26 protein-coding genes and 1 other RNA gene are annotated in these 26210 nt (G+C 64.5%); 6 read left to right on the top strand and 21 right to left on the bottom strand.

Features of this window, described 5'->3' with window-relative positions:
- Nucleotides 1-55: 55 nt before the first annotated feature.
- Nucleotides 56-721 carry a FadR/GntR family transcriptional regulator gene (locus ACZY1I_RS04435; RefSeq protein WP_463753039.1) on the top strand — a complete coding sequence of 222 codons (666 nt, stop codon included), beginning with the start codon at nt 56-58 and terminating at the stop codon, nt 719-721.
- Between the two features lie 4 nt (nt 722-725).
- Here ACZY1I_RS04435 and ACZY1I_RS04430 read toward each other — a convergent pair whose 3' ends face one another.
- From ACZY1I_RS04430 to ACZY1I_RS04410, 5 genes are all read right to left on the bottom strand, one after another.
- Nucleotides 726-1070 carry a hypothetical protein gene (locus ACZY1I_RS04430; protein ID WP_463753038.1) on the bottom strand — a complete coding sequence of 115 codons (345 nt, stop codon included), beginning with the start codon at nt 1068-1070 and terminating at the stop codon, nt 726-728.
- A gap of 20 nt (nt 1071-1090) precedes the next feature.
- Nucleotides 1091-4237 (bottom strand): bifunctional cytochrome P450/NADPH--P450 reductase, encoded by a 3147-nt coding sequence (locus ACZY1I_RS04425; RefSeq protein ID WP_463753037.1) that lies wholly within the window; start codon nt 4235-4237, stop codon nt 1091-1093.
- A 29-nt stretch (nt 4238-4266) separates the two neighbouring features.
- On the bottom strand, nt 4267-5394 hold the full coding sequence (locus ACZY1I_RS04420; RefSeq protein WP_463753036.1) for a PE domain-containing protein: 1128 nt from the start codon (nt 5392-5394) through the stop codon (nt 4267-4269).
- Between the two features lie 139 nt (nt 5395-5533).
- Nucleotides 5534-5677 carry a hypothetical protein gene (locus ACZY1I_RS04415; RefSeq protein WP_463753035.1) on the bottom strand — a complete coding sequence of 48 codons (144 nt, stop codon included), beginning with the start codon at nt 5675-5677 and terminating at the stop codon, nt 5534-5536.
- A gap of 254 nt (nt 5678-5931) precedes the next feature.
- Nucleotides 5932-6306 (bottom strand): FKBP-type peptidyl-prolyl cis-trans isomerase, encoded by a 375-nt coding sequence (locus ACZY1I_RS04410; RefSeq protein WP_463753034.1) that lies wholly within the window; start codon nt 6304-6306, stop codon nt 5932-5934.
- Nucleotides 6307-6490: 184 nt separating this feature from the next.
- On the opposite strand from ACZY1I_RS04410, the gene ACZY1I_RS04405 reads away from it, so the two are divergent.
- Together ACZY1I_RS04405 and ACZY1I_RS04400 are read left to right on the top strand one after the other, a co-directional pair.
- Nucleotides 6491-7576 carry an SDR family oxidoreductase gene (locus ACZY1I_RS04405; protein WP_463753033.1) on the top strand — a complete coding sequence of 362 codons (1086 nt, stop codon included), beginning with the start codon at nt 6491-6493 and terminating at the stop codon, nt 7574-7576.
- A gap of 14 nt (nt 7577-7590) precedes the next feature.
- Complete coding sequence (locus ACZY1I_RS04400) at nt 7591-8382, top strand: phosphatidylethanolamine N-methyltransferase family domain-containing protein (protein ID WP_463753032.1); 792 nt, start codon at nt 7591-7593, stop codon at nt 8380-8382.
- 33 nt (nt 8383-8415) lie between these two features.
- On the opposite strand, the gene ACZY1I_RS04395 is transcribed toward ACZY1I_RS04400, so the two are convergent.
- The 12 genes from ACZY1I_RS04395 to prfB all read right to left on the bottom strand — a co-directional run bounded on the left by ACZY1I_RS04395 (nt 8416) and on the right by prfB (nt 18785).
- Complete coding sequence (locus tag ACZY1I_RS04395; protein ID WP_463753031.1) at nt 8416-9189, bottom strand: SDR family NAD(P)-dependent oxidoreductase; 774 nt, start codon at nt 9187-9189, stop codon at nt 8416-8418.
- 69 nt (nt 9190-9258) lie between these two features.
- Nucleotides 9259-9627, bottom strand: a transfer-messenger RNA (tmRNA) gene (ssrA, locus tag ACZY1I_RS04390).
- A 140-nt stretch (nt 9628-9767) separates the two neighbouring features.
- Nucleotides 9768-10730, bottom strand: coding sequence for a ferritin-like domain-containing protein (locus ACZY1I_RS04385; protein ID WP_463753030.1), 963 nt, complete (start codon nt 10728-10730; stop codon nt 9768-9770).
- A 159-nt stretch (nt 10731-10889) separates the two neighbouring features.
- Nucleotides 10890-11735, bottom strand: a complete 846-nt coding sequence (locus ACZY1I_RS04380; protein ID WP_463753029.1) for a maleylpyruvate isomerase family mycothiol-dependent enzyme — start codon at nt 11733-11735, stop codon at nt 10890-10892.
- A gap of 40 nt (nt 11736-11775) precedes the next feature.
- Nucleotides 11776-12804, bottom strand: a complete 1029-nt coding sequence (locus ACZY1I_RS04375) for a tetratricopeptide repeat protein (RefSeq protein WP_463753028.1) — start codon at nt 12802-12804, stop codon at nt 11776-11778.
- Nucleotides 12804-14069, bottom strand: coding sequence for an AAA family ATPase (locus tag ACZY1I_RS04370; protein WP_463753027.1), 1266 nt, complete (start codon nt 14067-14069; stop codon nt 12804-12806). Before ACZY1I_RS04370 ends, ACZY1I_RS04375 begins: the two co-directional genes overlap by 1 nt.
- Nucleotides 14066-14557 (bottom strand): SsrA-binding protein SmpB, encoded by a 492-nt coding sequence (smpB, locus tag ACZY1I_RS04365; protein WP_463753026.1) that lies wholly within the window; start codon nt 14555-14557, stop codon nt 14066-14068. The genes ACZY1I_RS04370 and smpB overlap by 4 nt, the downstream gene beginning before the upstream one ends.
- Before the next feature lie 2 nt (nt 14558-14559).
- Nucleotides 14560-15453, bottom strand: coding sequence for a permease-like cell division protein FtsX (gene ftsX / locus ACZY1I_RS04360; RefSeq protein WP_463753025.1), 894 nt, complete (start codon nt 15451-15453; stop codon nt 14560-14562).
- A complete protein-coding gene (gene ftsE, locus ACZY1I_RS04355; protein WP_463753505.1) occupies nt 15454-16143 on the bottom strand; it encodes a cell division ATP-binding protein FtsE in 690 nt (229 codons plus the stop codon).
- A 44-nt stretch (nt 16144-16187) separates the two neighbouring features.
- Entirely contained in the window at nt 16188-16682 is a 495-nt protein-coding gene (locus ACZY1I_RS04350) for a hypothetical protein (RefSeq protein ID WP_463753024.1), read from the bottom strand.
- On the bottom strand, nt 16679-17680 hold the full coding sequence (locus tag ACZY1I_RS04345) for a mechanosensitive ion channel family protein (RefSeq protein WP_463753023.1): 1002 nt from the start codon (nt 17678-17680) through the stop codon (nt 16679-16681). The genes ACZY1I_RS04350 and ACZY1I_RS04345 overlap by 4 nt, the downstream gene beginning before the upstream one ends.
- Nucleotides 17670-18785 (bottom strand): peptide chain release factor 2, encoded by a 1116-nt coding sequence (gene prfB / locus ACZY1I_RS04340; RefSeq protein WP_463753022.1) that lies wholly within the window; start codon nt 18783-18785, stop codon nt 17670-17672. Before prfB ends, ACZY1I_RS04345 begins: the two co-directional genes overlap by 11 nt.
- 123 nt (nt 18786-18908) lie before the next feature.
- On the opposite strand from prfB, the gene ACZY1I_RS04335 reads away from it, so the two are divergent.
- A complete protein-coding gene (locus tag ACZY1I_RS04335; protein WP_463753021.1) occupies nt 18909-20264 on the top strand; it encodes an FAD-dependent oxidoreductase in 1356 nt (451 codons plus the stop codon).
- Here ACZY1I_RS04335 and ACZY1I_RS04330 read toward each other — a convergent pair.
- Both ACZY1I_RS04330 and ACZY1I_RS04325 read right to left on the bottom strand, forming a co-directional pair.
- Nucleotides 20241-21866, bottom strand: coding sequence for an FAD-binding oxidoreductase (locus ACZY1I_RS04330; protein ID WP_463753020.1), 1626 nt, complete (start codon nt 21864-21866; stop codon nt 20241-20243). The two genes, ACZY1I_RS04335 and ACZY1I_RS04330, sit on opposite strands and share 24 nt — an antisense overlap.
- A 9-nt stretch (nt 21867-21875) precedes the next feature.
- Nucleotides 21876-22079: a hypothetical protein gene (locus tag ACZY1I_RS04325; RefSeq protein WP_463753019.1), complete on the bottom strand. Its 204-nt coding sequence runs from the start codon at nt 22077-22079 to the stop codon at nt 21876-21878.
- A 329-nt stretch (nt 22080-22408) separates the two neighbouring features.
- Here ACZY1I_RS04325 and ACZY1I_RS04320 point away from each other — a divergent pair, with 329 nt between their 5' ends.
- Together ACZY1I_RS04320 and ACZY1I_RS04315 are read left to right on the top strand one after the other, a co-directional pair.
- The gene (locus tag ACZY1I_RS04320) at nt 22409-22855 is read left to right on the top strand and encodes a pyridoxamine 5'-phosphate oxidase family protein (protein WP_463753018.1); all 447 of its coding nucleotides are present in this window, start codon (nt 22409-22411) and stop codon (nt 22853-22855) included.
- Nucleotides 22856-22859: 4 nt separating this feature from the next.
- Nucleotides 22860-23858 (top strand): Acg family FMN-binding oxidoreductase, encoded by a 999-nt coding sequence (locus tag ACZY1I_RS04315; protein WP_463753017.1) that lies wholly within the window; start codon nt 22860-22862, stop codon nt 23856-23858.
- On the opposite strand, the gene ACZY1I_RS04310 is transcribed toward ACZY1I_RS04315, so the two are convergent.
- Nucleotides 23838-25541 carry a GAF domain-containing sensor histidine kinase gene (locus ACZY1I_RS04310; RefSeq protein ID WP_463753016.1) on the bottom strand — a complete coding sequence of 568 codons (1704 nt, stop codon included), beginning with the start codon at nt 25539-25541 and terminating at the stop codon, nt 23838-23840. The two genes, ACZY1I_RS04315 and ACZY1I_RS04310, sit on opposite strands and share 21 nt — an antisense overlap.
- Nucleotides 25538-26191, bottom strand: coding sequence for a hypoxia response regulator transcription factor DosR/DevR (dosR, locus tag ACZY1I_RS04305; RefSeq protein ID WP_463753014.1), 654 nt, complete (start codon nt 26189-26191; stop codon nt 25538-25540). Before dosR ends, ACZY1I_RS04310 begins: the two co-directional genes overlap by 4 nt.
- Nucleotides 26192-26210 lie beyond the last annotated feature (19 nt).

Raw genomic sequence — 26210 nt, 5'->3', positions numbered from 1 at the left:
CCTCCCATTCGGCTATTCTTTCATACATCCCATGATTGGATGAATCGAGGACACTGTGCCCTTGGCAACAACGCGTCGCGCCGGACTGGTCGAGCAGGTCATCGATCAGCTGCGACAGTCCGTCGCGTCCGGTGAATGGCCGGTCGGTACGCGCATACCCAATGAACCGACCCTCAGCGAGACGCTGGGGGTGGGCCGCAACACGGTGCGGGAGGCGGTCCGCGCCCTGGCGCACGCCGGGATCCTGGAAGTCCGGCAGGGAGACGGCACCTATGTACGCGCCACCAGCGAAGTGTCCGGGGCATTGCGTCGCCTGTGCGGGACCGAGCTTCGCGAGGTACTGCAGGTGCGCCGCTGCTTGGAGGTGGAGGGAGCACGACTGGCTGCCGCTGCGCGCACTGACGAAGACGTCGCTGGGTTACGGCAATTGCTCCGGCGCCGAGATGAATTGGCAGACGGTGAGGATCACGCCGCTTTTGTGGCAGCGGACCTCGCGTTGCATTTCGCCGTCGTGCAGTCGTCAGGCAATACCGTTCTGACGGAGCTCTACCGCGGGCTCACCGAAGTCGTCGCAGCCAGCGTCGCAACCACAAGCGCGACGCATGAACCCCGCGAAATCCGGCATGGCGGATTGATCGACGCGATCGCCGCGCGGGACGTCGACGGAGCCGGACGGGAGGCCGGCGGCTTCCTTGACGAACTCATCGACGAATTGCCGTGAATTCTCATTGGGACCAGCCTCGACCACCTAGCCACAACGGCGGTTCCTGGTCGTTGTACATGCTCTTGGGCTGCCATCGCTGTCTACGCAACAGGCGACCAGCGTGGTGTTCGGCCACGTCCTTGAGGTACTCGACGTCGTCGCTGGTCCACGGGTGCTGGCCGGTGCCGTCCAACCACCACCTCGGTTGGCCGTCCTGCTCGTACCGGGTTATCCGATAGCGCCCGGCGACCAGCCGGCCCTTGTCATCAGCCTGCCAGTCGAGCAGTCGCGGGCGGATGGCCTCCGGCGTCGGCTCGACAAATTCGCGGGGGTAAGTAACCCGGATCTCGACAAACTCGCCACCCATGGACTAAGACTAGGTACCTTTCACCCCGCCCACACGTCTTCGACGTAGTGGTCGGATTCGACGAGACCGTTCAGCCAGTCGCGGGCCGTGGCGTCGTCAGCGCCCGTCCGCGCCCGGTAGATGTCGAGGAACGATCCGCGCACCGCCGGCGCCATCCGCGCGCCGTCGCCGCACACGTAGACGTGGGCGTCCTTGGCAGGATCGCCCAACAGGTCCCAGACGTCGTCGGCGTCCGCGGCGATCCGGTCCTGCACGTAGCGAACCCCGTCCTGCGGCGCTCGCGAGAAGGCCGGGCGCATCTGCACGATCCCGATGGCCTCGGCCTGTTCGAACCGGTCACGGAAGATGTAGTCGACCTCCGGGTCACGCACCCCGAAGAAGCACAACGCAGGCCTTACCGGTGCGCCGGCGTTCTGTGCGGCCAGCCGATCACCAAGGAATCCAAGGAATGGCGCGACCCCGGTGCCGGCACTGACCAAGATCACGTTCTTGGCCGGGTCTGCACCGGCCCGGAACGCCAGCCGGGCCGGGTCCACCCGCGCCCGGATCGATTGTCCGGGTTGGACTGTCGCGAGGAAGTTGGACGCGACACCTTTGAACAGGCCGCGCCCGGAACGGGCCGGCGCATCCAACACACTGACGACAAGTCCCACCGTGCGTGGCGACAGCAGTGACGACGATGCGATCGAGTAGTGCCTCGGCACCATGGGGTCGAGCAGTTCGAGAAGTTCAGCTCCGGTGAGAGCACAGGCAGGGAATTCGTCGAGGCATTCGAACACGCTGAGCGCACAGCCATCTGGGCCGTCGGCCAGTTCGGTGAGCCGCTGGCGCTCCGTAGGACTGCTGTTGGCTGCAGCAAGACTGCGCAATTGACTGCTGGTCACCGGTTTCTGCAACTCGACGAAGTGCGTCAGCAATTCCCGGACACTGACCTCTCGGTCCAGCGCGATGAGCCGTCGTGAGCTGCGCCGAGGGTTGATCGCCAACCGCAGTCCAGGGTCGAGGCCGAGTTGGGTCAAGACGGTGTCGACCACCTCGGGCGGGTTGTCGGCCATCACGGTGAGGTGGTCGCCCGTGCGGTAGTCGAGGCCATCCGGAAGTTCAACGCGGATATTGGTTTTGGCTTGACCCAGCCCGGGGCTGACCAGTTCGGTTCTCTCGACGACGGTCATCGGGATCACCGCCGACCGGGTGTCCATCGCCGCCGTCACCGGACCGACGATCTGGCGCAACTCATAGAGCGGTTCGGCCGCATCCGTGAGGGGCGCGGCGTCGGGGTCACCGAAGCGCTCGGCCAACGACGACCACAGCGCGGCGGCGAACTCCTCGATCGCGCCGACCATGTCGCCGGAGGTGTCAGCTGCCGCCCGGGGGACCAAGTGGTTGGCGCCCAGCTCGCCGAGGCGCTCGTCGATGCGCTTCGGGATCGATTGGTAGGTGTCCGCCCAGTTGTGGTCACCCACACCGAGAATCGCGACGTTGGGCGTCGGTTTCAGCGTGGTATTCGCGTCGAGTAGCCAGGCGAGGAAGGCGCGGGCATCGTCGGTCGGCTGCCCGTTGTAAGAGGACGCGATGATCACGATGGCCTCGGCTTCGGGAAAGCCGCCAACGGCATCGTCAAGGGGCGCCAAGGTGGCCACGCAGCCCAAAGCCGTTGCATCGTCGACGAATTGGCGGGCCAGAGCGCGGCAGGTGCCGAGATTGGAGCCGTGCAAGACGGCCAGCCTGGTGCCGGCCGTGATCGCCGACGGGTGCTGCGCTGCGCTCGGTGCGCCCTCAACGGCAGGTGTATCGGTCTTGCGGTCCTGCGGAGTGCGCCGCAGGACATCGAGTGAGAACCCGACCGGGCGGCGGCTGGTCGGAGTTTCCCACTGCGGCACATAGTGGTAGGCGTCGATGAGGCGGTAGCGATGTATCACCCGGGCCAGTGCCATGGCCGCCTCATGCAGCGCGAACTGCCGGCCGATGCACGATCGTTCACCGGTCCCGAATGGTTTGAACAACGCGGTCGGCCGGGCTGCCGAGCGTTCGGGAGCGAAGCGGTCGGGATCGAAGTGTTCGACATTGTCGCCCCACTGCGGCTGGCGGTGCAACGCGCCGGTGAGTACCGTGACCGCCTCGCCGCGCTTGATCGGATACTTGCCGCCGATCACAGTGTCTTCCAAAGCCATTCGATCGAAATTCAGCACCGGCGGGGACAGCCGCAGGGTTTCCTCGATCGCCTGCCGCAGATAGGTCAGCTTGCCGATGTCGTCGTAGCCGGGCAGGTAGTCGTCTTCGGTTCCGAAAACGGCGTCCACCTCGGCCTGGACCCGGTGCAGCACCGCCGGATCGCTGACGATGTTGTACAGCGTGTTGGGCATCAACTCCGACGTGGTGAGCTGGCCGGCGATCAGGAAGGTCATGATCTGATTGCGAACATTCTCGGTGTCCAGTACCGGTTTGCCGCTCGAATCCTGTTGCAGCATCAGGGCCAACAGGTCCTCATACTCGCACTCGCCGGATCGGTGCTCCGCTATGAGTCCGTCCATGAACTTGTGCAAGGTGGCCAATTCGTCGTTGAACGCCGGCGTCGGCACCCCGGATGCCAACTCCCCCAAAGCTGTTGTGAAACTCTGCGGGATCGGGGCCAAGCCTGGGCACTCGAAAGAATCGAAGCGCGAACCGAATCCCGCGAGCGCCACGGTGTCCATGGCCAGCTTCTGCAAGTCGTTCGACACATCCACCGGCCCGACTCCGACGCTGGCGTCCCACCGGTCGATCAGTTTGCCGTTGATGTCGAGCATCGCGCCGTGATAAGCCCGCAAGCCCGCGTAACTGAAACCTGGTAGCAGGACATCGTGGGCTTTCTGCCAGTTCGGCTCGCCGTGGTAGGCCGTGAACAGGCCGTCACCGGCCAACGGCCTGACTCGTTCAAGGGTTGCCGTGAGGTTCTTGGCGAAGCGGCTTTCGTCGCAAAGCTCCGTTACCAACTCCAGCGAGCAGGCGTAGAGCTTCCTGATGCCGCCGTTGAAGTCGTAGTAGAAGAGCGGACCGTGCAATTCAGCGAGTATGTCCACGCCCAAAGCACGGGGGCGGCCGACCAATTGATCCCTGCCAGGTAAGGGACCCTCGACCGAGGGGACGCCGGGAAGATCGGGCGGTAGCGACGCACGAAACTCATTCACATGGGCAGCATAGGTTTTAGGCGGCGCAATCAGGCCGCAATGCCTAGTTGCTGGTTGATCTGCGGCCAGTAGAGCGAGCCCCACGGGGTGAACAGAACCCAGTCGTGTATCTGGAAGTTGTCCAGTATGAAGCTGATTGGGGCGCCCCGAGCTGTCGATGCCTGCTGGAGGACAGACGCCTGCGCGGCGAGTGCATCCCATGAGCCCGAGTAGACATACGTCGGCGGAAGCCCGGCAAGTGACCCGTACAGCGGACTAACCAGCGGGTTGTTCACCGCGAGATTGCCTGCCCACATCCTGGCGATCTGCAAGGTGAACGCGTCGTGCCAAGGATTCCCCACGTCCAGCCATGGCGACACCAGCACCATGCGCGACGGCACCGGATCGCCATGGCCGGCGATGTATTGGACGGCCGCTAGTGCGATGTTGCCACCCGCGGAGTCGCCGGTCACGCTGACGTTGGCGGCACCATGTTGGCTGATCAGCGAGGAGATGAGGCCGGCCGTCGTGGGCACCACCGTGCCGGCGGTTCCCCCCTGCCACACCAACGGGTAAATCGGCACTTCGATGGTCGCGCCGGTTTGATAGGACATCAACGAGTAATGGATCCAGTGGAAGATCGAGGGCGGAAGGATGAAACCGCCGCCATGAATCGCGACCACGTATTCGCCGCTTGGCCGGGGTGAGGCGATCTCTACGACTCGCATCCCGTCAAAGGTGGTGTATGCGACCTTCAATCCCAGTGGCCAGGTCAACCACGGTGTCGGGGCGTCGCCTGTCCAATAATCCCAATAGCTGTGCGGCAAAAGAGCTTCGGCCGCAAGCGGCGAAAGCGAAGTGCCCGGCCACGCGGTGACACCCTCCAAGAGCGAAGCGTTGGCCGCCTCCGCGGCGGCATACGCCCCGCCGGCGCCGGACAACGCCTGCACAAACCGCTCGGAAAAAGCCGCGGCCTGTGCGCTGAAGACTTGATAACCCTGGCCGTGGGCGGAAAGCAGAGCCGCGATCGCCGCTGATACCTCGTCCTCGGCTGCGGCTAGGACTCCCGTGGTGGCACGCGCCACGCCCTGGTTCGCCGTCGCGACCAGCGAACCGATCGAGGCGACGTCCGTGGCCGCCGCCGACATCGTCTCGGGCAACGCAACGACATAAGACACCGCACCGCTCCCACCATCTCAGGGCAATTCCGACGTTGCCGAACCGATACTGATCGCCAGGTAGGCCGAGCTTAAGCCCAGGCCGAGCGGTCGCGAGGCAGGTTGTGGCAATTAGCCAGACCGCTGGTCTAGAAGCTGATTACCAACCCCACTCGTCGTCTCTGAGCACATCGACCGTCACATCGTTGTCGGCGTTGATCACCGCTCCATACAGGAAAGTGAGCCGAGTCTGGTCATCCTCGATCGACTCCGTCTCCGTGACGGTTGCATGCCCGACTGACATACGAATCCTGTCGCCAGGTTTCAGTTCATCGATGCGCTTGAGCGGCATATGGAACCGATAGCACAGCTGTTTGTGACGAGAGATGGGTGCCTCGTCCCGACCAGCAATCCCGATTGCAGTAGTCCCTGATGAGATGGCTGAATTGCGGTAGCCCGTCCCGAATCGAATAGGCGCTGGACTGCGCTAACGGCGAGTTCAACGGTCTCGGCGGCAGGGCCGGTCGCCGTAGCGACCAGCGCCAGCCCTGGTCGCGGCTACCTGACCTGGAGCAGGTCCACGACGAAGATCAGCGACTCTCCGGGCTTGATGACGCCACCGGCGCCACGGTCGCCGTAAGCGAGGTGGGCGGGGATGTGCAGCTGCCGGCGGCCACCGACCTTCATGCCCTGCACACCCTGGTCCCAGCCCGCGATGACCTGGCCGACGCCGAGCTGGAACGTCAACGGGTCGCCGCGGTTGTAGGAAGCGTCGAACTCCTCGCCGGTGGAGTGGGCCACGCCGACGTAGTGCACGACGACGGTGTTACCGGCGGCGGCCTGGGCGCCGTGGCCCTCGACGACGTCGGTGATGACCAGGTCGGCGGGCGGGTTCCCGCCGGGGAAATCGATCTCGGGCTTCTGTGCAGTCATGCTCACCACATTGGCAGATGCGTGCCCGTGGCCTTGCCGACGGGTGCTTTCAGGCCACTTGCTCAGGGCTGGGAAGCAAACAGAACCGCCACACCGATAACGTAAGCGCGTCCCATCGACAACCAGGCCGAAAGGAGGGATGCGGCGTTCCTCCCGGCTGAAGCCAGGGCTTGCCGCAGACCCGATGAACACACCATCGACGGTGATCGACCCGGACGCTCCGGTACTGGTCACGGGCGCCAGCGGATACATCGGCAGCTGGATCGTCCGGTTGCTCCTCGAAGCGGGACGCACCGTGCACGGCACGGTACGAAACCCGAAGAAGACTTCCGGCTTGGAGCATCTGCACAAGCTTTCCGACGATCACCCCGGTCGGCTCAAGCTGTTCAAAGCAGACCTGCTCGAACCCGACAGCTTTGACGAGGCCATGGACGGTTGTGAACTCGTCATGCACACGGCCTCGCCATTTCTGCTCTCCGGGTATAAGGACGCGCAGGAAGCGCTGGTGCGCCCGGCGCTGGAGGGCACCCGCAACGTGCTCGACTCGGTCAACCGCACGCCGTCCGTCAAGCGCGTTGTGCTGACCAGCAGCGTGGTCGCGATCTACGGCGATGCCCGCGAGTCTCGTGATGTCCCCGGCGGCGTCTTCACCGACGAGCACTGGAACACCACCAGCAGCGTGGACCATCAGCCGTATCCGTACTCCAAGACGGTGGCCGAGCAGGAGGCATGGCGCTACCAAAAGGCGCAGGAGCGCTGGGACATGGTCACCATCCACCCCGGCCTGGTACTCGGGCCCGCCCTGACCAGTGCCAGCGACTCGGCCAGCTTGAGCACAATGAAGCAGTTCACCGACGGCACCCTGCTGACCGGAGCTCCGGCGATGACCATGGGCGTGGTGGACGTGCGGGACGTCGCCGAAGCGCACCTGCGCGCCGGCTTCACACCCGAGGCCCACGACCGCTACATCGTCAACGCGGATTCGCTGACTCTGCTGCAGATCGGCAAGATGCTGCGCCGCCGCTTCGGCCCGCTTTATCCGTTCCCGAGGATTACGGCACCCAAGCTGCTCATCAAAGCCGTCGCACCCCTTGCCGGGCTGACCCGGAAGTTCGTCGACCGCAACGTGGGTTATCCGCTGGAATTCGACAACAGCCGGAGCCGCAACGAGCTGGGACTGTCCTATCGGCCTGCCGAGCAAACCGTCACCGAGCACTTCCAGCAGATGCTCGATGACGGTCTGGTGCGGCGCATGCCGGGTAGCAACTGACCGGGCGGTCGCGTATGACCTGGTACACCGGCAATGCCACCTATGACACCGTCGTGACGATCGGCCTGGCTATCGCCGCTTTGGTGATCATCGGCGGCTTGTTCCGCCAGAGTCCCTACGGCCGATTCGGCGCCACCGCACCCGGGCTGAACCTCAACCCGAAGCTCGGTTGGTGGCTGATGGAAATACCCGCGACCGTGGTGTTCGCAATTTTCTACCTCACCGGGCCATGTCGCTTCGACGTCACTCCGATGGTGCTTGCGGCTATCTGGCTGCTGCACTACGGCAACCGGGGTTGGTTCTTCCCGCTGTCGATCAGACAGGTGCCGGGCAAACAAGGCAGCTTCAACATCGTTGTGCTCGCATTTGGAATGGTGATCACCACGATGCACGGCTACCTCAACGGCTCGTTCTTCAGCCACGACTACAAGCATCAGTACGGAACCGATTGGTTGACCGACCCACGCTTTCTGATCGGGGTGGTCGTCTACTTCGCCGGATTCATCCTGCTGGTGTCGTCTGAGTCGATCGTGCGCAATCTGCGCGAGAAGGAAAACCCGGGCGCAAGCGAGTACAAGATCCCGTACGGCGGCGGGTTCCGATTCGTTACCAGCCCGGCATACCTGGGAGAGCTGATCGCGTGGGCCGGGTTCGCGTTGCTGACGTGGTCGCTCGCCGGGGTCGTCATCTTCCTGATCACCGCAGGCAATCTGATCCCGCGGGCGTTCGCCACTCACAAGTGGTACCGCGAGAAGTTTTCCGACTACCCCGCTGCGCGAAAAGCGCTGATACCTGGGTTGATCTGATTCTCGCGTTGTGCGGCAGGCCGTTGCGGGACGCTACTGCGCGAGGTATCCCCCGTCGACGGGCAACACCACGCCGGTGATGAAGGAGGCCTCGTCAGAGGCAAGGAAGGCAATGGCGCTGGCGACTTCGGCCGGTTCGCCGATACGGCCCATCGGGTGCATCCGCGCGACCGCGGCCAGGTACTCCGAGCCACCCGGCTCATCCGGGAACCGCTTGACCCGCTCGGTTCGAATCGTTCCGGGGGCAACGGCGTTGACTCTGATCCCTTGGTCGGCCCACTCGACCGCCAGATGCTTGGTCAAGCCGGTCGCGATGAACTTGGCGGGCCCGTAGGCCGCCTGCCGCTTCTGCCCGGCCAGTCCGGAGATCGAGGAGAGGCAGACGATGGCGCCGCCACCGGTCGGCAGCATTGCCTCGATCGCGAATTTGCACGTGAGGAACATGCCGCGCCCGTCGATGGCCATCACCTCGTCCCAGCCGGCGGCAGTCACCTCGGTCGCATCGCCGAGCGGGATGATGCCGGCGTTGGCCACCAGCACATCGAGCCGGCCGAAGCGGTCGGTCGCCGCGCCGATCATCCGCCGCGCGTCCTTCTCGACCGAGACGTCGCCGATGACCGTCTCTACCTCCGCGTCGGCGTGCCGCAGTTCCTCGGCCAACGCCAGCAGTGGATCACCCTGAATGTCGGTCAAGGTGAGCCGTGCGCCCTCGCGCGCGAAGAGCTCGGCGGTTGCCCGACCGATACCGAACGCTGCCCCGGTGATCACGGCAGACCTCCCGAGGAGGCGTCTTGGTCCTTCGATCACAGCTTCCCCATCGCGGTCAGTCCAGAAAATAACGCAGGCCAGGGATTATATCCTTGACCTGCAGTTATTCGGTGGAGCTGCCGGGAATCGAACCCGGGTCCTACGGCATTCCCTCAAGGCTTCTCCGTGCGCAGTCCGCTATGCCTCTACTTGGATCTCCTAGTCACGCGAACTAGCCAGGATGACGATCCCAGTCGCTGTTTGATGTCCCCACGGTTCCCGCGACCGAACCCGTGGGTGGGTCCCTCTAGCTGATGCCAGGGTCCGGGCCGAGGGCGTTCCCGGTCTGACAGACACGCAGTCGCTTAGGCAGCGAGTGCGTAGTCGCGCTGATGTGACTCGGCGCTTATAAGGTTGCAACGACGCTTACGGTGGTCTCTTGCCTGCACCGGCACGCTTCCCTTGATTCGATGCGCGAAGTCGAAACCGTTCAGCCCCTCGCACCCCAACCGATTTCTCGGCAGGAAGACCAATAGTACGCCGCCGCTCAGACAGAGCAACGCATTTATACCCCGCGCGCGAGTGCCCCGGTCATCGCGACCGGGGCACTCGGTTTGGCTCGCGTGACGGCAGTGTCGTCAGTTGATACCGACAGCCTCTTTGGCAATGGCGGCCACGCGGGTCTGCGCAGCTGAGACAACGCCTTGCCGGCCCTTATGCGCTTCTTCGTAGGCGATAACCACCCGAACATCCTTGGGAGCGGTCAAGTCCTTGATCGCGGAGACCGCGTCGTTGACATTGAGGTCATCGTAGTTTTCGATCGGCAGTTCCTTGGCGTCCAGAACACCGACCGATTCGCGACCCGAGTGCAGCGCGTCGGCCGCCTCGTCGGCGCCCTCGTTGCGAGTGACCCGCTCTGCGGCCTTCAACGCGGCGCTTTGCGAGGCGGAAACTGCCTTCGTGGCGGTCTCGCCGAAATTCTGTCCACGCCTGACCAGATCGTTGAATGCCGGGCCGGCCGAACGCAGCGTCTCAAACGCACGGTCGATTCCGCGCGCCGACCAAGTGACCGGCAGGTTGACGAACTTCACTGCGGCCCCGGCGGCTACCTGCACCGGAGTTCGGCGAAGTGCTGCCGGACCACCAAGCGCGTCCTCAGCCAGGACGGTAGTCAGCCAATCCACCGTCGCGGAGTGGGCGGTGATCAGGCGATCTGCCAACTCCTCAACGTGCTTGTTCTCTGCAGCGATGGCCAGCGCCTTGGTGTAGCGGGATCGGTCGAGCAATTGGTCTTCCAGCGCCAAGTCGCCCAGCAAGGCCTCGTCGAACGGCTCGGCCTGCTCGGTCAGCGCCTTGACCGCTGCGGCCGCGCGGCCCAGAAATGGCCCGATCACATCAGGGAAGCCGCCGAGTTCTCGGATCGCCGACTGGATGGCTTCGGCCCGCTCACGGCCATTCTCGGCGTTCTGGGTGAGTTCGCGCCGCACAGCCTCGGTTCGTCCCTGGATGACGCGGGTTTCGGCGATCTGTATTTCGGTGTGTGTCAGATCGAGCAGAGTGCGAAGTTGGGCGAGCAATCTGGTCGTATCTGGTGAAGTCATGACTGTAGGGCCTCCTAGCAATTGGGGATTGGCGCGACGATGCGCCCGTACTAGGTCGGCTACCCATCTGTCCGTCAGATCAACATGAAGCGGCGATATTTCTGACGCAAAGCCCGATCCGCGTGTTGTTTCGGGCGTGTCGCGCCGCGAATCAGACTGCTAAATAACGAAATTCAGGCGCTGAACGACCCTGCCGGCGAGTTCTTTATCCCCGTCGAGTTCGACTTCCTGGCTGCGCGCCGGACACAGCGGACGGCCGCCGGCAAGCCTGGTGAACTGCAATGCATCGACCCGTATTGTCGCGGTCGGACCCGGCCCGCCGAAATCTTCGACAACCTGGGCACGACCGTCGACGCTGACTCGAATCTCCCGCGGTTGCGGACCGGTCAGTTCGAACTGCACGCGGGAACCTTCCGGCGCCTTGGCCAGCTTGCCGACCACGAACCCCATGGACGCCGCGATCTCGTCGAGCGCCAGCCGCAAGGCCGGCCCGACGAGTTCGTCGTCGGAAGACGGCTTTCGTAGGCCTATTCGGATGTCTTGCTCGTGCATCCAGCAATCGAAAACCCGGACCCGCATGAACCGTCCATAGCTGTCCGGACCCGCGGGCGTCGGGGTCACCGCGTTCCAGCGGTCGACGGACAAGCTTTCCAGTTCCGCTCGCCGCTCACCGGTCACCTTGCGGAACCGCTCGAGCACCTCGGCCCCTGACTCGCCGGCCAGGTGGCGCACCCAGCACTCGTTCATCACCCCGATGTCGTTGCGCACATGCTCGAGCGCGGAGACATCGACGTCGGGCGCAGGCGGGTTGATGCCCTGCAGGAAGGATTCGGTGCCGATGATGTGCGACACGACGGCCTGCACGTCCCAACCGCGCAGCGCGCTGGGTGTCCGCCAGTCCGACTCGGGTCGGCCGCCCAACAACGCGGCGAGGTTGTCCCACACGGCGAACAGGCCCGCCAGCACATCGGATTTGTCGAGCACGGTCACGGGACGGTCAGCCATGCTCGGATCTTAACTACGTTCGCCGCGATCGAAACCGATATCAGAAGCCCATTCCGAACCGGACCAGGATCAATCCACTGACGGCCACCAACACCCCGGCCGGCACCGCCCAGGCGGGACCATCCAGCGCGACGGCGCAGGCCCCGAGAGCCATGGCAAGCACCGCATGAACGAGTCTGACGACCACACTCGCACGGCCGCATAGCGCGGAAATCAGAGTCCGCCTGGGCACCGCCCGAACCAGCCAGACGAAGTTGCCGAGCAACCACACGATGACGAATACAGTGACAACCCGCAGCATCTGCGTTTGAAAGTCTTTGCCATGCGAAGAACCGATGAAAGCAGCCATCACGCCCAGCATCACCGCGACGACAGTGACGCGCCCCAAGATCGTCGCCAGCACAGCACCGATGTTGCGGCGCACCAGGTTTCCTAGCGTCGGATCACTGCCGGCCGCGCCGAGAAAGCCGCGCAGAGCGTGACTGAACTTTCCGCGCCGAAGTCGATTGACGGCCAGATTGTTGAGCGCCTCGGCGTTCCCAGGCTCCAGCTCCAACGCCCGCTCATACGTCGCCGACGATTCCGTGATTCGGCCGAGGTCATGCAGGATTGAGCCACGCAGGACCAGCGTGTCGGCATCCATCGGACCTAGCCGCAGCGCCTCGTCCACCTCGATCAATGCGTCGTAGCACCGCCGCGCATTCTGCAGCACCCGAGCGTAAAGCCGGTGCGCCAGAGCCTCATTCGGATGTGCGGTCACGGTTCGCCAGGCCATCCACAGCGCCTCCGCCCCGCGTCCCTGACCGTCCAGCGACAGCGCATAGATCCGCATCGCGAGTTCGTCGAGCGGCTTGGCCGCTAACGCCGCGTATGCGCTGACCGCCGCCTGCACATGGTTGCCGAGCAGGTACTCGGCACGCGCGTTGTGCGCCAACAAGTCTGGTTCGTGCGGATATTGGGACAGCGCCAGTCGGAGGACATCGCGTCCGCGCTCATAGTTCTTCGAGCTGAGATAGGCCTCGGCAACTGCGATGGCCTCGGCCGCCGAATCGTGGCCGGACTGGCTCATTACCGAATTTTCCTGCGGCGCAGGTACTTTGCCAGTTCGTCGTAGGTACCGTCGTTGTTGGCGAACTCGACGACGTTGCGCGCCGTCTCGAACCACGGCCCGGTGCTCGGACGGATCTGCGCGGCGGCGGCGTTGATGTCGGCCATCGAAACGGGGCGCACTTGTCCACGACGCATCGACTCGGCCATCGCCAATTGCGTTGCGCTGTCGCAGACATGGGCAAGGTCGGCTCCGGAAAATCCCTCGGTGCGACCCGCGATCGACTTGGGATCGATACCGGCCACCGGCCGGTCCCGCAGGTGGTAGCGGACTATTCCCGCTCGAGCTTCGCCGTCGGGCAAACCCACGAAGATCGTTCGGTCGAAACGGCCCGGCCGCCGCAAGGCCGCGTCCACGTCCCAGGGCGCATTGGTGGCGCCCAGAACGTACACGCCGTCGTTCAATGACCCGGCAGAGTCGAGCTCCTCCAGCAGGGCATTGACCACCGTGCGCATCCCGGAATTACCGCTGAGCGCGGAACGCCGGTGCCCCAACGCGTCGACCTCGTCGAAGAACAGCACGCAGGGGGCATTGCGGCGGGCGTTGTCGAAGACCGAACGAATGCTGCGTTCGCTCTCCCCCAGCCAGCGGTGCAGCACATCGGCGATTCCCACCTGATAGAAGCTCGCACCCAGTTCACCCGAAATCGCCTTGGCGATATGGGTTTTGCCGCATCCGGGCGGTCCGTACAGCAACAGACCGCCGCGCGCGGAGATCTTGTAGGCCTTCATCAGCTCAGGGTTGCGGATCGGCCCCAGCAGCGAAAGCTCCAGTTGTTTCTTGACTTCGGCCATGCCGGCGACGTCGGCGAGGCGTACGTCGCTGCGGCATAGCACGTCGAAATCACCGTCATTGACGACGTCGGCGCTGCTGTCCCCCGAGCCCTCCACGAAAGCGGGCGGGATGATGTCGGCGACTTGCTTCTCGGCACTGGACCAGTCGAATTCGTGGTGCTCACCGGGCTTTGCCACGGACGGCGCCGCCGACTCCCCCGCCGGCTCGCCGGCCGACTCGCCGGCCAACGCCGCGCTGCACTGTTGCAACAGGCTCAGCGCGGCGGCATTCGCGGCGTCGCGGGTCAACGCGGCACTGCAATGTCCGAGCGCCTCGGCGTAGCGACCCTTGTCCGCCAATAAGCCGGCTAGATGCAACCGCAGCTCAACGACGTCGGGGCTGCTTTCTACGGCTGCCGAAAGCGCCTGGATGACAGGGTCTTCAGCGCTCATGAGCCCATCCCCTTGGCGCGCCGGCCCAACTCCCGGACCACTTCGCGCTGGGCGTCGCGCTTGGCCAGGTCCTGTCTCTTGTCGTGCGCCTGTTTGCCGCGGCCCAGCGCCAGTTCGACCTTGACCTTGCCCTCGAAGAAGTAGAGCGACAACGGCACCAGCGTGAGGTTACCGTCGCGGATTTTGCCGACCAGGTTGTCGATCTGGCTGCGGTGCAGCAACAACTTGCGGTTGCGCCGCGGCTCGTGGTTGGTCCAGCTGCCGTGCAGATACTCCGGGATGTGCACGTTGCGTAGCCAGATTTCCCCGTCGTCGACGGTGGCGAACGCATCCACCAGAGATGCGTGCCCGGCGCGCAGACTCTTCACCTCGGTGCCCTGCAGCGCGATGCCCGCCTCGAACACATCGAGGATTGAGTAGTTGTGCCGAGCCTTCCGATTACTGGCGATGATCTGTTTGCCGTCTTTGCGGGGCTTGGTTGCTGCCACGGCTACCTCCGCACGTACAGACGTAGCGTCGCGTACGCCGTCAACCCGGACATCGCCACGCCGAGCAGCAGCAGGATCGGGGAAATGTAGAGGATGTCGGCGTAGTCGACCCTGGCAATCAGATGAGCTTGGTAGAACTGGCTCAGCGCGCCCTCCAAGAACAACGCGCGTACCGCGATCAATCCGAGGACCGCGATCACGACGCCGATCGTCGCGGCCAGCATCGCCTCGACCAGGAAGGGCAGCTGGGTATACCAACGGCTGGCACCGACGAGTCGCATGATGCCGATCTCGGTGCGGCGCGTGTAGGCCGCGACTTGAACCATGTTCGCGATCAGCAGGACCGCCCCGACGGCCTGAACCAGCGCGACGGCGAACGCCGCCTTACTCAAGCCGTCCAGCACAGCGAACAGCCGGTCGATCAGTTGTTTCTCGTTGAGAGTCCCCCGCACTCCGGGCTGCCCTTCCAACGCGGCGGCGAATTCCGTGTGCTGTTCGGGACTGGTCAGCTTGACGATGAACGACGCGGGAAACGAGTCTTTGCCGGCGACGTCCTTGAACTCGGGAAACTTCTTGATCGCGTCGGCGTAGGCGTCCTGCTGGTTGACGAACCGTACTGACTTGACGTCTTGGCGGCTCTCGATCTTGTTGCGCAGCGCCTTGCATACGTCGCCGCCACAGTTCGGGTCGTTGGCCGACACGTCCTCGGTGAGATACACCTGGGTTTCGACGCGATCGAGATAGATCGCCCGCGAGTTTTCCGCCAGCCGAACCACCAGCAGACCGCCGCCGAACAGGCCGATCGAGATTGCGGTCGTCAGGATCATCGCGACCGTCATCGTGACGTTGCGACGCAGGCCCGTGAGGACCTCGTTGATGAGGAATCCGAAGCGCACTTAGCGATCCATCCCGTAGACGCCGCGCTGTTCGTCGCGAACCAGCCTGCCCAGTGACAACTCGACCACGCGCTGCCGCATCGCGTCCACAATGTGGTGGTCGTGTGTCGCCATCAACACCGTCGTCCCGGTGCGGTTGATCCGCTCCAACAAATCCATGATGTCCTTACTGGTATCTGGGTCGAGGTTGCCAGTGGGCTCGTCGGCCAGAAGTACCAGCGGCCGGTTGACGTAGGCGCGGGCGATCGCCACCCGCTGTTGCTCGCCGCCGGACAGTTCGCTCGGCAGCCGGTTGGCCTTGCCCGACAGACCGACGGTCTCGAGCACTTCGGGCACCACTCGATTGATCGCGTCGGCGCGTCTGCCGATGACCTCGAGCGCGAAGGCGACGTTGTCGTACACGCTCTTCTGCTGCAGCAACCGGAAGTCCTGGAAGACGCACCCGATCACCTGGCGCAACTTGGGTACGTTGCGGCCGCGCAGCTTGTTGACGTGAAACTTCGAAACCCGGATATCACCGGAGGTCGGGTTCTCCGCGGCGAGCAGCAATCGCATGAATGTTGACTTGCCCGAACCCGATGGACCGATGAGAAAGACGAACTCACCCTTGTCGATCTTGACGTTGATGTCATCCAAGGCCGGACGTGCCGACGATTTGTACTGCTTGGTGACATGTTCCAGGGTGATCATCACGGCACGCCAGTGTAGCGGGGTGTCTCGCCGGGGGGCGAAATTCAGCGTGCCGGAGGCGCGGAAGTGGGCGTCGGGGCCTGTCCCGGCAGCGGTAATTGCGGCCCATTCTGCGGCCCGGCCGGAGGCGGAGCGGTCGGGGTCGTGGTTGCTGGGCAGAACGGCGGCGGCAGCAGACACGGCAACGGCCGCAACAAACCTGGCGGCGTCGTGGTCGTCGTCGGAGGCGTCGTCGTCGTTGTCGGAGGGGGCGTCGCCGTCGTCGGTGTGGTGATCGGCTGCTGGACCCGAGTACGCGGCACCCAGGTGTAATCCGGGTCTGGCACAAAGCCCGGCGGAACCACCTGGGCGGGTGGCGGTGTGTTAGGGCGGGCCGGGGGTTTCGGACCGTATGTCCCGTAGGTCCACCACAGCGCGATGAATGCCACCAGCAGTACCAGGGTCGACGTGCGAACATGACCGCCGAACAGACGGCCCGGCACACGGCGCGGCCGTTCGCTGTTCCGGCGCTTGCGCAGCAGGTTCAATTCCAATTTCATCGCTGCGCCACCGGACCACCCGCGGTCTTCTCGGCGTCAGCGTCCTCACCGTCCTCGGCGTCACTGACGCCACCGTCATCGACGACGGCTACTTTCGCGTCGGCCGCAGTCACAATCCCGGCGCGAGCCAGTGCCCGGATGACCATCACTCGTAGTTTCCGCCCGACCTCGAACTGCTTTCCGGGCAGAGTGCGGGCCACCAGACGAAGGGTGACGGTGTCGAGCGCGATGCTTTCCACGCCCATCACAGTGGGCGCGTCCAGCAACAAGCCCCCGAGCACCGGGTCGTCGATCGCGCGCTCGCACTCCTCGTGCAGCACTTCGTTGACCCGGTTGAGGTCGGCACTGGTCGAGACGGGAATGTCGACTACCGCGCGCGCCCAGTCCTTGGAGAGGTTGATCGTCTTGACGATCGATCCGTTGGGAATCGTGAACAGTTCGCCGTCGGTGGAGCGCAACCTGGTGACCCGCAGCGTCACGTTCTCTACGGTGCCCGTCGCCTCGGCCGCGATACCGGAGACGGTCAGCGACACCAGGTCACCGAAGCCGTACTGCCGCTCGAGGATGATGAAGAACCCGGACAGCAGGTCCTTGACCAGTTGCTGGGCGCCGAAGCCGAGAGCGGCGCCCACCACCGTCGCCGGCGCGACCAGGCCGCCCACCGAGAACTGCAACACGTCGCCGATCTGAAAGGTCACCACGATCGAGATCAAAACGATCGACACCCAGGAGATCACCGACGCCACCGCTTGACGGTGCTTGGTCGCCTCCGAACGGACCAGCGCATCGCTCTCGGTGAAGCCCTCGTCGAGTTGGATGGTGATCCGTTGCGCTACCCACTGGACGAAGCGCGCCGCGAGTACGGCGGCGATCACCAGCATGGCGATGCGAATTCCCTTGGTGATGATCCATTCGCCGAGCGGGCCGCGCCAGAAGTCATGCCACTTCTGGGCTGCCGAGGCGGTGTTCATCGCGACATACGTTGTTTTAGTCGTCATCTTTCCTATTGCGCCACCGGATTCCAGCTTCCAGGAACCCGTCGATGTCTCCATCCAGAACGGCCGCTGGGTTTCCCACCTCGAATTCGGTGCGCAGATCTTTGACCATCTGATAGGGGTGCAGCACGTAGGACCGCATCTGATTTCCCCAGGAACTCCCGCCGTCGCCCTTCAGGGCATCCAGCTCTGCTCGTTCCTCTAAACGCTTACGTTCCAGCAACTTTGCTTGCAGCACTCGCAACGCCGAAACCTTGTTCTGCAGTTGCGACTTCTCGTTCTGGCAAGTTACGACGATACCGGTTGGGATGTGGGTGAGTCGAACCGCCGAGTCGGTGGTGTTGACCGACTGGCCACCGGGCCCACTGGACCGGTAGACGTCCACTCGGAGGTCGCCCTCGGGGATTTCGATGTGGTCGACGGTCTCCACCACCGGCAGCACTTCGACTTCCGCGAAAGACGTCTGACGTCGGTTTTGGTTGTCGAACGGGCTGATCCGCACCAGTCGGTGGGTGCCCTGTTCGACGGACAGCGTGCCGTACGCGAACGGCGCGTGCACGCTGAAAGTGGCGCTTTTGATGCCGGCCTCTTCCGCGTAGGACGTGTCGAACACCTCAACCGGGTATTTGTGCTGTTCAGCCCAGCGGATATACATCCGCATCAGCATCTCGGCCCAGTCCGCGGCGTCGACTCCACCCGCACCCGAGCGGATTGTGACCAATGCCTCACGTTCGTCGTACTCGCCGGACAGCAAAGTCCGGACTTCGTAGGCCTCGATGTCGGCGCGCAACGCTTTGAGTTCGGCGTCGGCTTCGGCCAGCGCGTCCGCGGCGGCCGCTCCCTCTTCCTCGGCTGCCATCTCGTAAAGCACCGGCAGGTCGTCTAGGCGACCGCGCAACTCCTCGGCGCGGCGCAACTCGCCCTGCGTGTGCGACAACTGGCTGGTGACTTGTTGCGCGTGGGCCTGGTCGTCCCACAGCTTGGGATCCGACGCTTCCTGCTCGAGTTTTTCGATTCGGCTCTTCAAACCGTCGACATCCAACACCCGTTCCACCGTGGTCAGGGTGGAGTCAAGGGCCGCGATATCTGCTAGACGGTCAGGTTCCACAGGCGCCAACGTTACCGGCACCACCGTCTAGCATCAGTAGACCATCAAGCGCACCGCGCGACTGCAGCGCCATTTCGACCAGCCTCTTGCGCCGCAGCCAGTCACGACCAGAAGGCACCAGCAATGCGTCCCTATCACGTAGCCATCGTCGGATCCGGACCGTCCGGCTTCTTCGCCGCCGCGTCGCTACTCAAGGCAGCAGACACCTCAGACATCGACGTGAACGTCGACATGATCGAGATGCTGCCGACCCCGTGGGGGCTGGTCCGCTCGGGCGTCGCACCGGACCACCCAAAGATCAAGTCGATCAGCAAACAGTTCGAGAAGACCGCCAACGACGCGCGATTCCGCTTCTTCGGCAACGTGGCCGTGGGTGAGCACATCGAGGCCAGCCAGCTCGCCGAGAAGTACGACGCCGTGGTGTACGCGGTCGGCGCGCAGTCGGACAAACCTCTCAACATCGCCGGCGAACACCTGCCGGGCAGCATCTCCGCCGTCGACTTCGTGGGCTGGTACAACGCGCATCCGCACTTCGAGGAGAAGACACCGAACCTCTCCGGCGCCCGGGCCGTCGTGGTGGGCAACGGCAATGTTGCGATCGACGTCGCCCGCATCCTGGTCACCGACCCCGACGTGCTGGCGCTCACCGACATCGCCGATCACGCACTGGAGTCACTGCGGCCTCGCGGAGTCGAAGAAGTGGTGATCATCGGTCGGCGCGGACCGCTGCAGACGGCTTTCACCACGCTAGAGCTGCGTGAGCTCGGCGAACTCGAGGGCGTCGATGTGATCATCGATCCGGCCCAATTCGCGGACATCACCGACGAGGATGTGGAAGCCGCAGGCAAGACGACCAAGCAGAACATCAAGGTGTTGCGCGGCTACATCGACCGCCCGCCCCGCCCCGGACATCGCCGGATCGTGTTCCGTTTCCTCACCTCGCCGATCGAGATCCACGGCGAGGACAACGTGGAGCACATTGTGCTGGGCCGCAACGAACTCGTCACCGACGAGAGCGGTTGGGTGTCGGCCAAGGACACCGGCGAGCGCGAGGAACTACCGGTGCAGCTCGTGGTCCGTTCGGTCGGTTACCGCGGGGTGCCCACCGCCGGCCTGCCGTTTGACGACAAGCGCGGCACCATCCCCAACACTGCCGGTCGGGTGGAAGGCAGCCGCAACGAATACGTCGTCGGATGGATCAAGCGCGGCCCGACCGGAGTGATCGGCACCAACAAGAGCGACTCGCAGGAAACGGTGGACACGTTGATCGCCGACCTGGCCGGGGCAAGCCTGACGGACTTCCCGGACAATCACGCCGACAAGCTCGCCGACTGGCTGACCGAACACCAGCCCAAGGTGATCACCTCGGCGCACTGGGACCTCATCGATCAGTTCGAGCGGACCTCTGGCGAGCCACACGGCCGTCCCCGCGTCAAGCTGTCCAACCTGGCCAAGCTACTGAACATCGGGCACGGCTGACAGCGGGTCAAACAAGACGCCGGGATTGAGGATTCCGGCCGGGTCGAGTGCCTGCTTGGCCGCACGCAGCGCCTTGGCGAACGGGTCGGGACGTTGCCGGTCATACCAGGGGCGGTGGTCACGGCCGACCGCGTGATGGTGGGTGATGGTGCCGCCGGTAGCGCTGATCGCTTCTGACACAGCGGCTTTCACTTCATCCCACTGCGCGTCGAGCGAGCCCCAACGTCCGGACGCGTAGATGCCGTAGTACGGGGCCGGGCCGTCGGGATAGACGTGGGTGAACCGACACGTCACCACCCCGACGCCACAGACCCGCTTGATCGCGGCCAGGGCGGCGTCGGTCACCGCGGCGTGCAGGGTGTCGAATCCGTCCCAGGTACAAGCGGTTTCGAAGGTCTCGGCGATGACGCCACGACGGGCGAGCGCGTCTCGTTGATACGGCATCCGCAGGAACGCCGCGCGCCAGTTCTCAGCGGCATCCGTCGCGTGCTGATGTTCGCTCCGATGGCCGTCGCTGTCGGCTTCACGGCTGCGGCGCGTCACCACGGTGCCGCCGTGGCCAGTCGCGATCTCCACCGCACGGTTGAGCCACGGGTCAATCGGATGGTCCGCGGATTCGAAGGCCAGCACCAGCAGCCCTCCCGAGACCTGCGTGCCGGCGTTGAGAAACGCCTCGGCGGGGTCGAGCAACCGGCAGTTGGCCGGAAACAGGCCCGCTTGTGCGATGGTGCGCGTTGCAGCCACCGCGGCCGCCCAGTTTCCGAACGCCACCGACGCCGTGACCTGCCAGCGCGGGCGGTTCTGCAAGCGCATCCATGCCTCGGTGATGACGCCGAGCGTGCCCTCCGAGCCCACGAAGAGCCGGTCCGGTGACGGGCCCGCACCCGATCCGGGCAGCCGTCGCGATTCGCTGACCCCGGCCGGGGTCACCACACGCACCGACTCGGTCAGGTCGTCGATGTGGGTGTAGAGCGTGGCGAAATGCCCGCCAGCCCGGGTCGCCAACCAGCCGCCGAGGCTGGAGAACGCGAACGACTGCGGGAAGTGCCGCAGGGACAAATCGTGCCGGCGGAGTTGGTCCTCGATCCAGGGCCCGAGCGCGCCGGCCTGAATCCGCGCGGCCCGACTGACCCGGTCAACCTCGATCACGGCGCTCATCGCGCTGACGTCCAAGGTGACCGCGGGCTGCTCGAAGCGGGGCTCGACGCCACCGACCACGGAGCTGCCACCGCCGTACGGAATCACCGGAATGCCTTCGCGGGTAGCCCAATCCAGCACATCGATGACGTCTTGTTCGCGGCGTGGGCGGACGATCAGGTCGGGAATGTGGTCGAGCTTGCCCTGCAGATTGCGGGCAACATCGCGGAAAGCCTTGCCACGCGCGTGACCGGCCCGATCGACCGTATGCGCAGAACAGAAGGCAGCCAACGACGCCGGCGGCGTGATCCGCGGGCCCGGCAGCCCGAGCGCATTCGGGTCAGGTGGCCGATGGTCGGTCAGATCGTGGCCGGGCAGCATCGCCGCCACGCGTGCCACCAGATCTTTCGTCTCTTGCTGCGTCAGGGCCTCTTCAAGGGTGCCCCAGCCCCACCACGACCGCATGCCGTGGGATCAGCGCTTGCGGAGAATCAAGGCTCCGCCGGCGACCAAAAGCACCAGGGCCAACGCAACACCCCAGAAAGCGCCGGCGAAAAACCAGGTGACAGCGACCAAAGCGAGTAGCGGCGACACCGCGAAAAGCGCGATGCCGGGATTCTGCTTGATCACGGCCAAAGCGCTCTTGGCCCTGATTGGATCGAGTTCGTTGCCTGCCATCCGTTCAGAATGCCAGGTGAGCAGCGCAATTCAAACGCGGTGGCCGCACGGGCCGGGAATGGCAGTCACAGGAGCCCCACCCGTCACCGTCAGCCGACCATTAGGTGAGTGGAAAATCCGATAGCGCCGGCGATATCGCGAGCGGGTTGGTGGTCGTGATATCGCCCGCGATAGCGCGAATTGCATTCGCCTATTGGTCGGCTCGCGGTTACCAATGTGACTGGTGTGATGAAGCAAAGCAGCACAGCGGATTTCGCGGGCATAAGTCCTACCACCGAGATGACCAAGGTCCCTACAGATCGCCGGCACCCATCCGTAACGTCGCGGGTGTGACATCAAGCATCAAAGAAGCTGACGAACCATCGATCGTGCTGTCGCAAGACGAGAGTTGGGATCTGTTGGCCACCGCCGCGCTCGGACGGCTGGTGACCAGCTTTGCCGGCGAACCGGAAATCTTCCCGATCAACTACGTGGTGCAGGGACGCACAGTACTGTTCCGGACCGCCGAAGGCACGAAACTGTTTTCGGCAGTGGCGAATCGGACTGTCGTCTTCGAAGCAGACGACCACAATGTCGCCGAAGGATGGAGCGTGATCGTTAGGGGCCGCGCGCACGTGTTGAAATCCGCTGCGGCGATTGAGGAAGCCGATCGAGCCGGCCTGTACCCGTGGACCGCGACGCGCAAGCCCAACTTCGTGCGGGTGGTCCCGTCCGACATCACCGGCCGCCGTTTCGCCTTCGGTCCGGAGCCCGATCGCAACGAGACCTTCGCCTAGGCCTATGGACGCCCAGTTTCCGGATGCCGAGACGCTACGGACCGTCCTCACCCTGGCCACCCGCGCGCCGTCGATTCACAACACCCAGCCATGGCGCTGGCGGGTCAGCACGAGCAGCCTGGAGCTGTTCGCCGAACCGAATATACGACTGCCCCACACAGACCCGGATGGGCGTGACTGGATCATCAGTTGCGGTGTCGCGCTGCATCACTGCGTCGTCGCGCTGGCATCGATGGGCTGGCTGGCCAAGGTAACTCGACTCCCCGATCCCGACAACCCGCGCGCTCTGGCCAGCATCGACGTGGTACCGCAGATTCCGGCTCAGACCGACATCGAGCTCGCGGCGGCTATCCCGCGCCGGCGAACCGACCGCCGCGCCTACAGTTGCTGGCCGGTCCCTGGCGGCAACATCGCCCAGATGGCAGCCCGAGCGGCTCGCGGCGGTGTCATGCTCCGCCAGGTCAACACCGTAGAACGAATGAAAGATATCGTTGCACAGGCTATTTCGGATCACGCCAACGATGAAGCCTACCTGCGCGAGCTCACCACCTGGAGCGGTCGATACGGCTCGGTGGCCGGAGTTCCGGCCCGCAGCGCGCCGCCGTCGGATCCCACCGCGCCGATTCCCGGGCGCCTGTTCGCGGGTCCCGGACTTGCTCAGCCATTGGGGATCTCCCCCGCTGACGACGGCGCCGCGGTGTTGGCATTGGGCACCGAGCAAGACGATCGACTGGCTCAACTGCGCGCCGGCGAGGCGACCAGCATCGTATTGCTGACCGCGACGGCGATGGGCCTGGCCTGCTGTCCGATCACCGAACCCCTGGAAATCCACAAGACTCGGGACGCCGTGCGCGCGGACGTATTCGGCGCCACCGGCTATCCGCAGATGCTGCTCCGGGTGGGTTGGGCCCCGATCAACGCTGATCCGCTGCCGTCGACGCCGCGCCGCCGGGTCGGAAGTGTCGTCGACTGGCCCGAACAGCTATTGGAGGAGCGGTGCTGACCACCGCAGCAGCGTGCCGCCGGTAGACAGATTCTCGACGGCGAACTCTCCGCCGACCTCCTCCGCGCGGCGCCGCAGGTTTGTCAGCCCACTACCGGTGACGCCGCCCAAGTCGGCGATGCCACGGCCGTTGTCGCTGACCTCGATGCACAAATCGTCCTCAACCCGGATCTGCACCGCCACCGTGCTGGCTCCCGCATGCCGGGCGGCATTGCTCACCGCTTCCCGGACCACCGCCTCAGCGTGATCGGCCAGCCCACTGTCGACCACCGACAGCGGCCCGACGTACTGCACGGTGGTGCGCAGTCCGGCGCCGGCGAATTGACCGACGGCCGTATCGATTCGCTGACGTAACCGGGTGGTGCCGCCGGATGACCCGTGCAGGTCGAAAATGGTGGTCCTGATCTCCTGGATCACTGCCTGCAGATCGTCGACGGCCTCCGAAAGCCGTTTCTGCACTTCGGCTTCCCGAGTGCGGGGCACGGTTCCCTGTAACGAGAGACCTACGGCGAACAGTCGTTGGATCACGTGATCGTGCAGGTCACGTGCGATGCGGTCCCGGTCGGTCAGCACGTCGAGCTCGCGCATCCGACGCTGAGAGGTCGCCAACTGTAAGGCCAGCGCGGCCTGGTCTGCGAATGCGGCCATCATCTCGAGCTGTTCGTCGGTGAACGCGCCACCTCGGCGCAGCACCACAACGACGCCGGCAACGCTATCGGTGGTCCGCAGCGGTAACAGCAGCGCCGACCCCGAATCGGCAAGACCTGGCAGATCAAGCCGGTCGACCTGTCGCGGTGTGCCGGTGACGAAGACCTCACCGAGGGCGGTACCTGACACCGGAATCGTCTGTTTCGCAACAGAAAAGACGGCTTCCTCGCGGCCGACCGTTTCTATCACCAATAGTTCGGTCACCTCGGCGGCAGGCGTGTTCTCGTGCAGTGGAACGGCCACCAGCGCGGCATCGGCCAAGGTCAGCTTGACCGCCTCCTCCCCGACCAACCGGAACACGGTTGCCGGTTCGGTGCCCGAAAGCAATTCGGTGGCTATATCACGAGTGGCCTCAATCCATGACTGGCGGGCGGTGGCCTGTTGGTAGAGACGGGCATTCGCGATGGCGATCCCCGCGGCCGCGGCCAGTGCCTGCACCAGAACCTCGTCGTCATCGCTGAACGGTTGCCCGCTGGCCTTTTCGGTCAGGTAGAGCGTTCCGAATGACTCATTGCGCACCCGGACCGGCACTCCGAGAAAGGTTCCCATCGGCGGGTGATTCGACGGAAAGCCCACCGAGGCCGGATGCCGCGAAAGGTCATCCAGTCGAAGCGGTTTCGGCTCATCGATGAGGAGCCGAATCAGGCCGAGACCTTCGGGCAGGTGGCCGATCCGCCGAACGGTTTCGTCGTCGATACCTTCATGAACGAAGCGCAGCAGACGGTTGTCTCGGTCATGGACTTCCAGCGCTCCATAACGGGCGTCGACCAGGTTGGTCGCCGAGTGCACGATGGTGCGCAGCGTCGCGTCGAGATCCAGTCCCGAGGTGACCACCAGCATCGCTTCCAGCAGTCCGTCGAGGCGGTCGCGGCCTTCCACGATCTGTTCCACCCGGTCTTGCACCTCGACCAGCAGTTCGCGCAGACGCAACTGAGACAGCGTCTGGCGCAACGGGCCGAGGTCCTGTCCGGTCACGGACTGTCACCGGGCGGTCGCGAGCGCTTCAATTCCGTTGCGAATACAGCAGCTTGCGTCCTGCGCTGCATGCCCAGCTTGGCCAGCAGTCGCGACACGTAGTTCTTCACCGTCTTCTCGGCGAGAAACATCCGGTCGGCGATCTGCCTGTTGGTCAGACCCTCGCTGAGCAAGCTCAGCAGCGTGCGCTCCTGGTCGGTCAGACCCGACAACGGGTCCGGCTTCTCGCTGGTATCGCGCAGCTTGGCCATTAACGCTGCGGCGGCGCGATTGTCGAGCAGTGACCGCCCGGCACCCACATCCTTGACTGCGCGCGCCAACTCCATCCCTTTGATGTCTTTGACCACGTAGCCACTGGCGCCGGCCAGGATGGCATCCAGCATCGCCTCATCGGAGGTATACGACGTCAGGATCAGGCAGCGTAGTTCGGGCATGCGGGACAACAGATCTCGGCACAGCTCGATGCCGTTGCCGTCGGGCAGGCGGACATCGAGAACCGCCACGTCCGGATTTGCGGCAGGAATCCGGGCGATCGCTTCGGCAACCGAGCCGGCTTCGCCGACTACGTCGAGTTCGGCGTCGGCGCCGAGCAAGTCGATCAGGCCGCGCCGCACCACCTCATGATCGTCGACCAGGAAGACCTTTACCAACGCATCACTCCCGCAAGCT

It is taken from the genome of Mycobacterium sp. IDUB_37, assembly GCF_055419245.1.
This window is presented reverse-complemented; position numbering and strand designations above follow the sequence as displayed.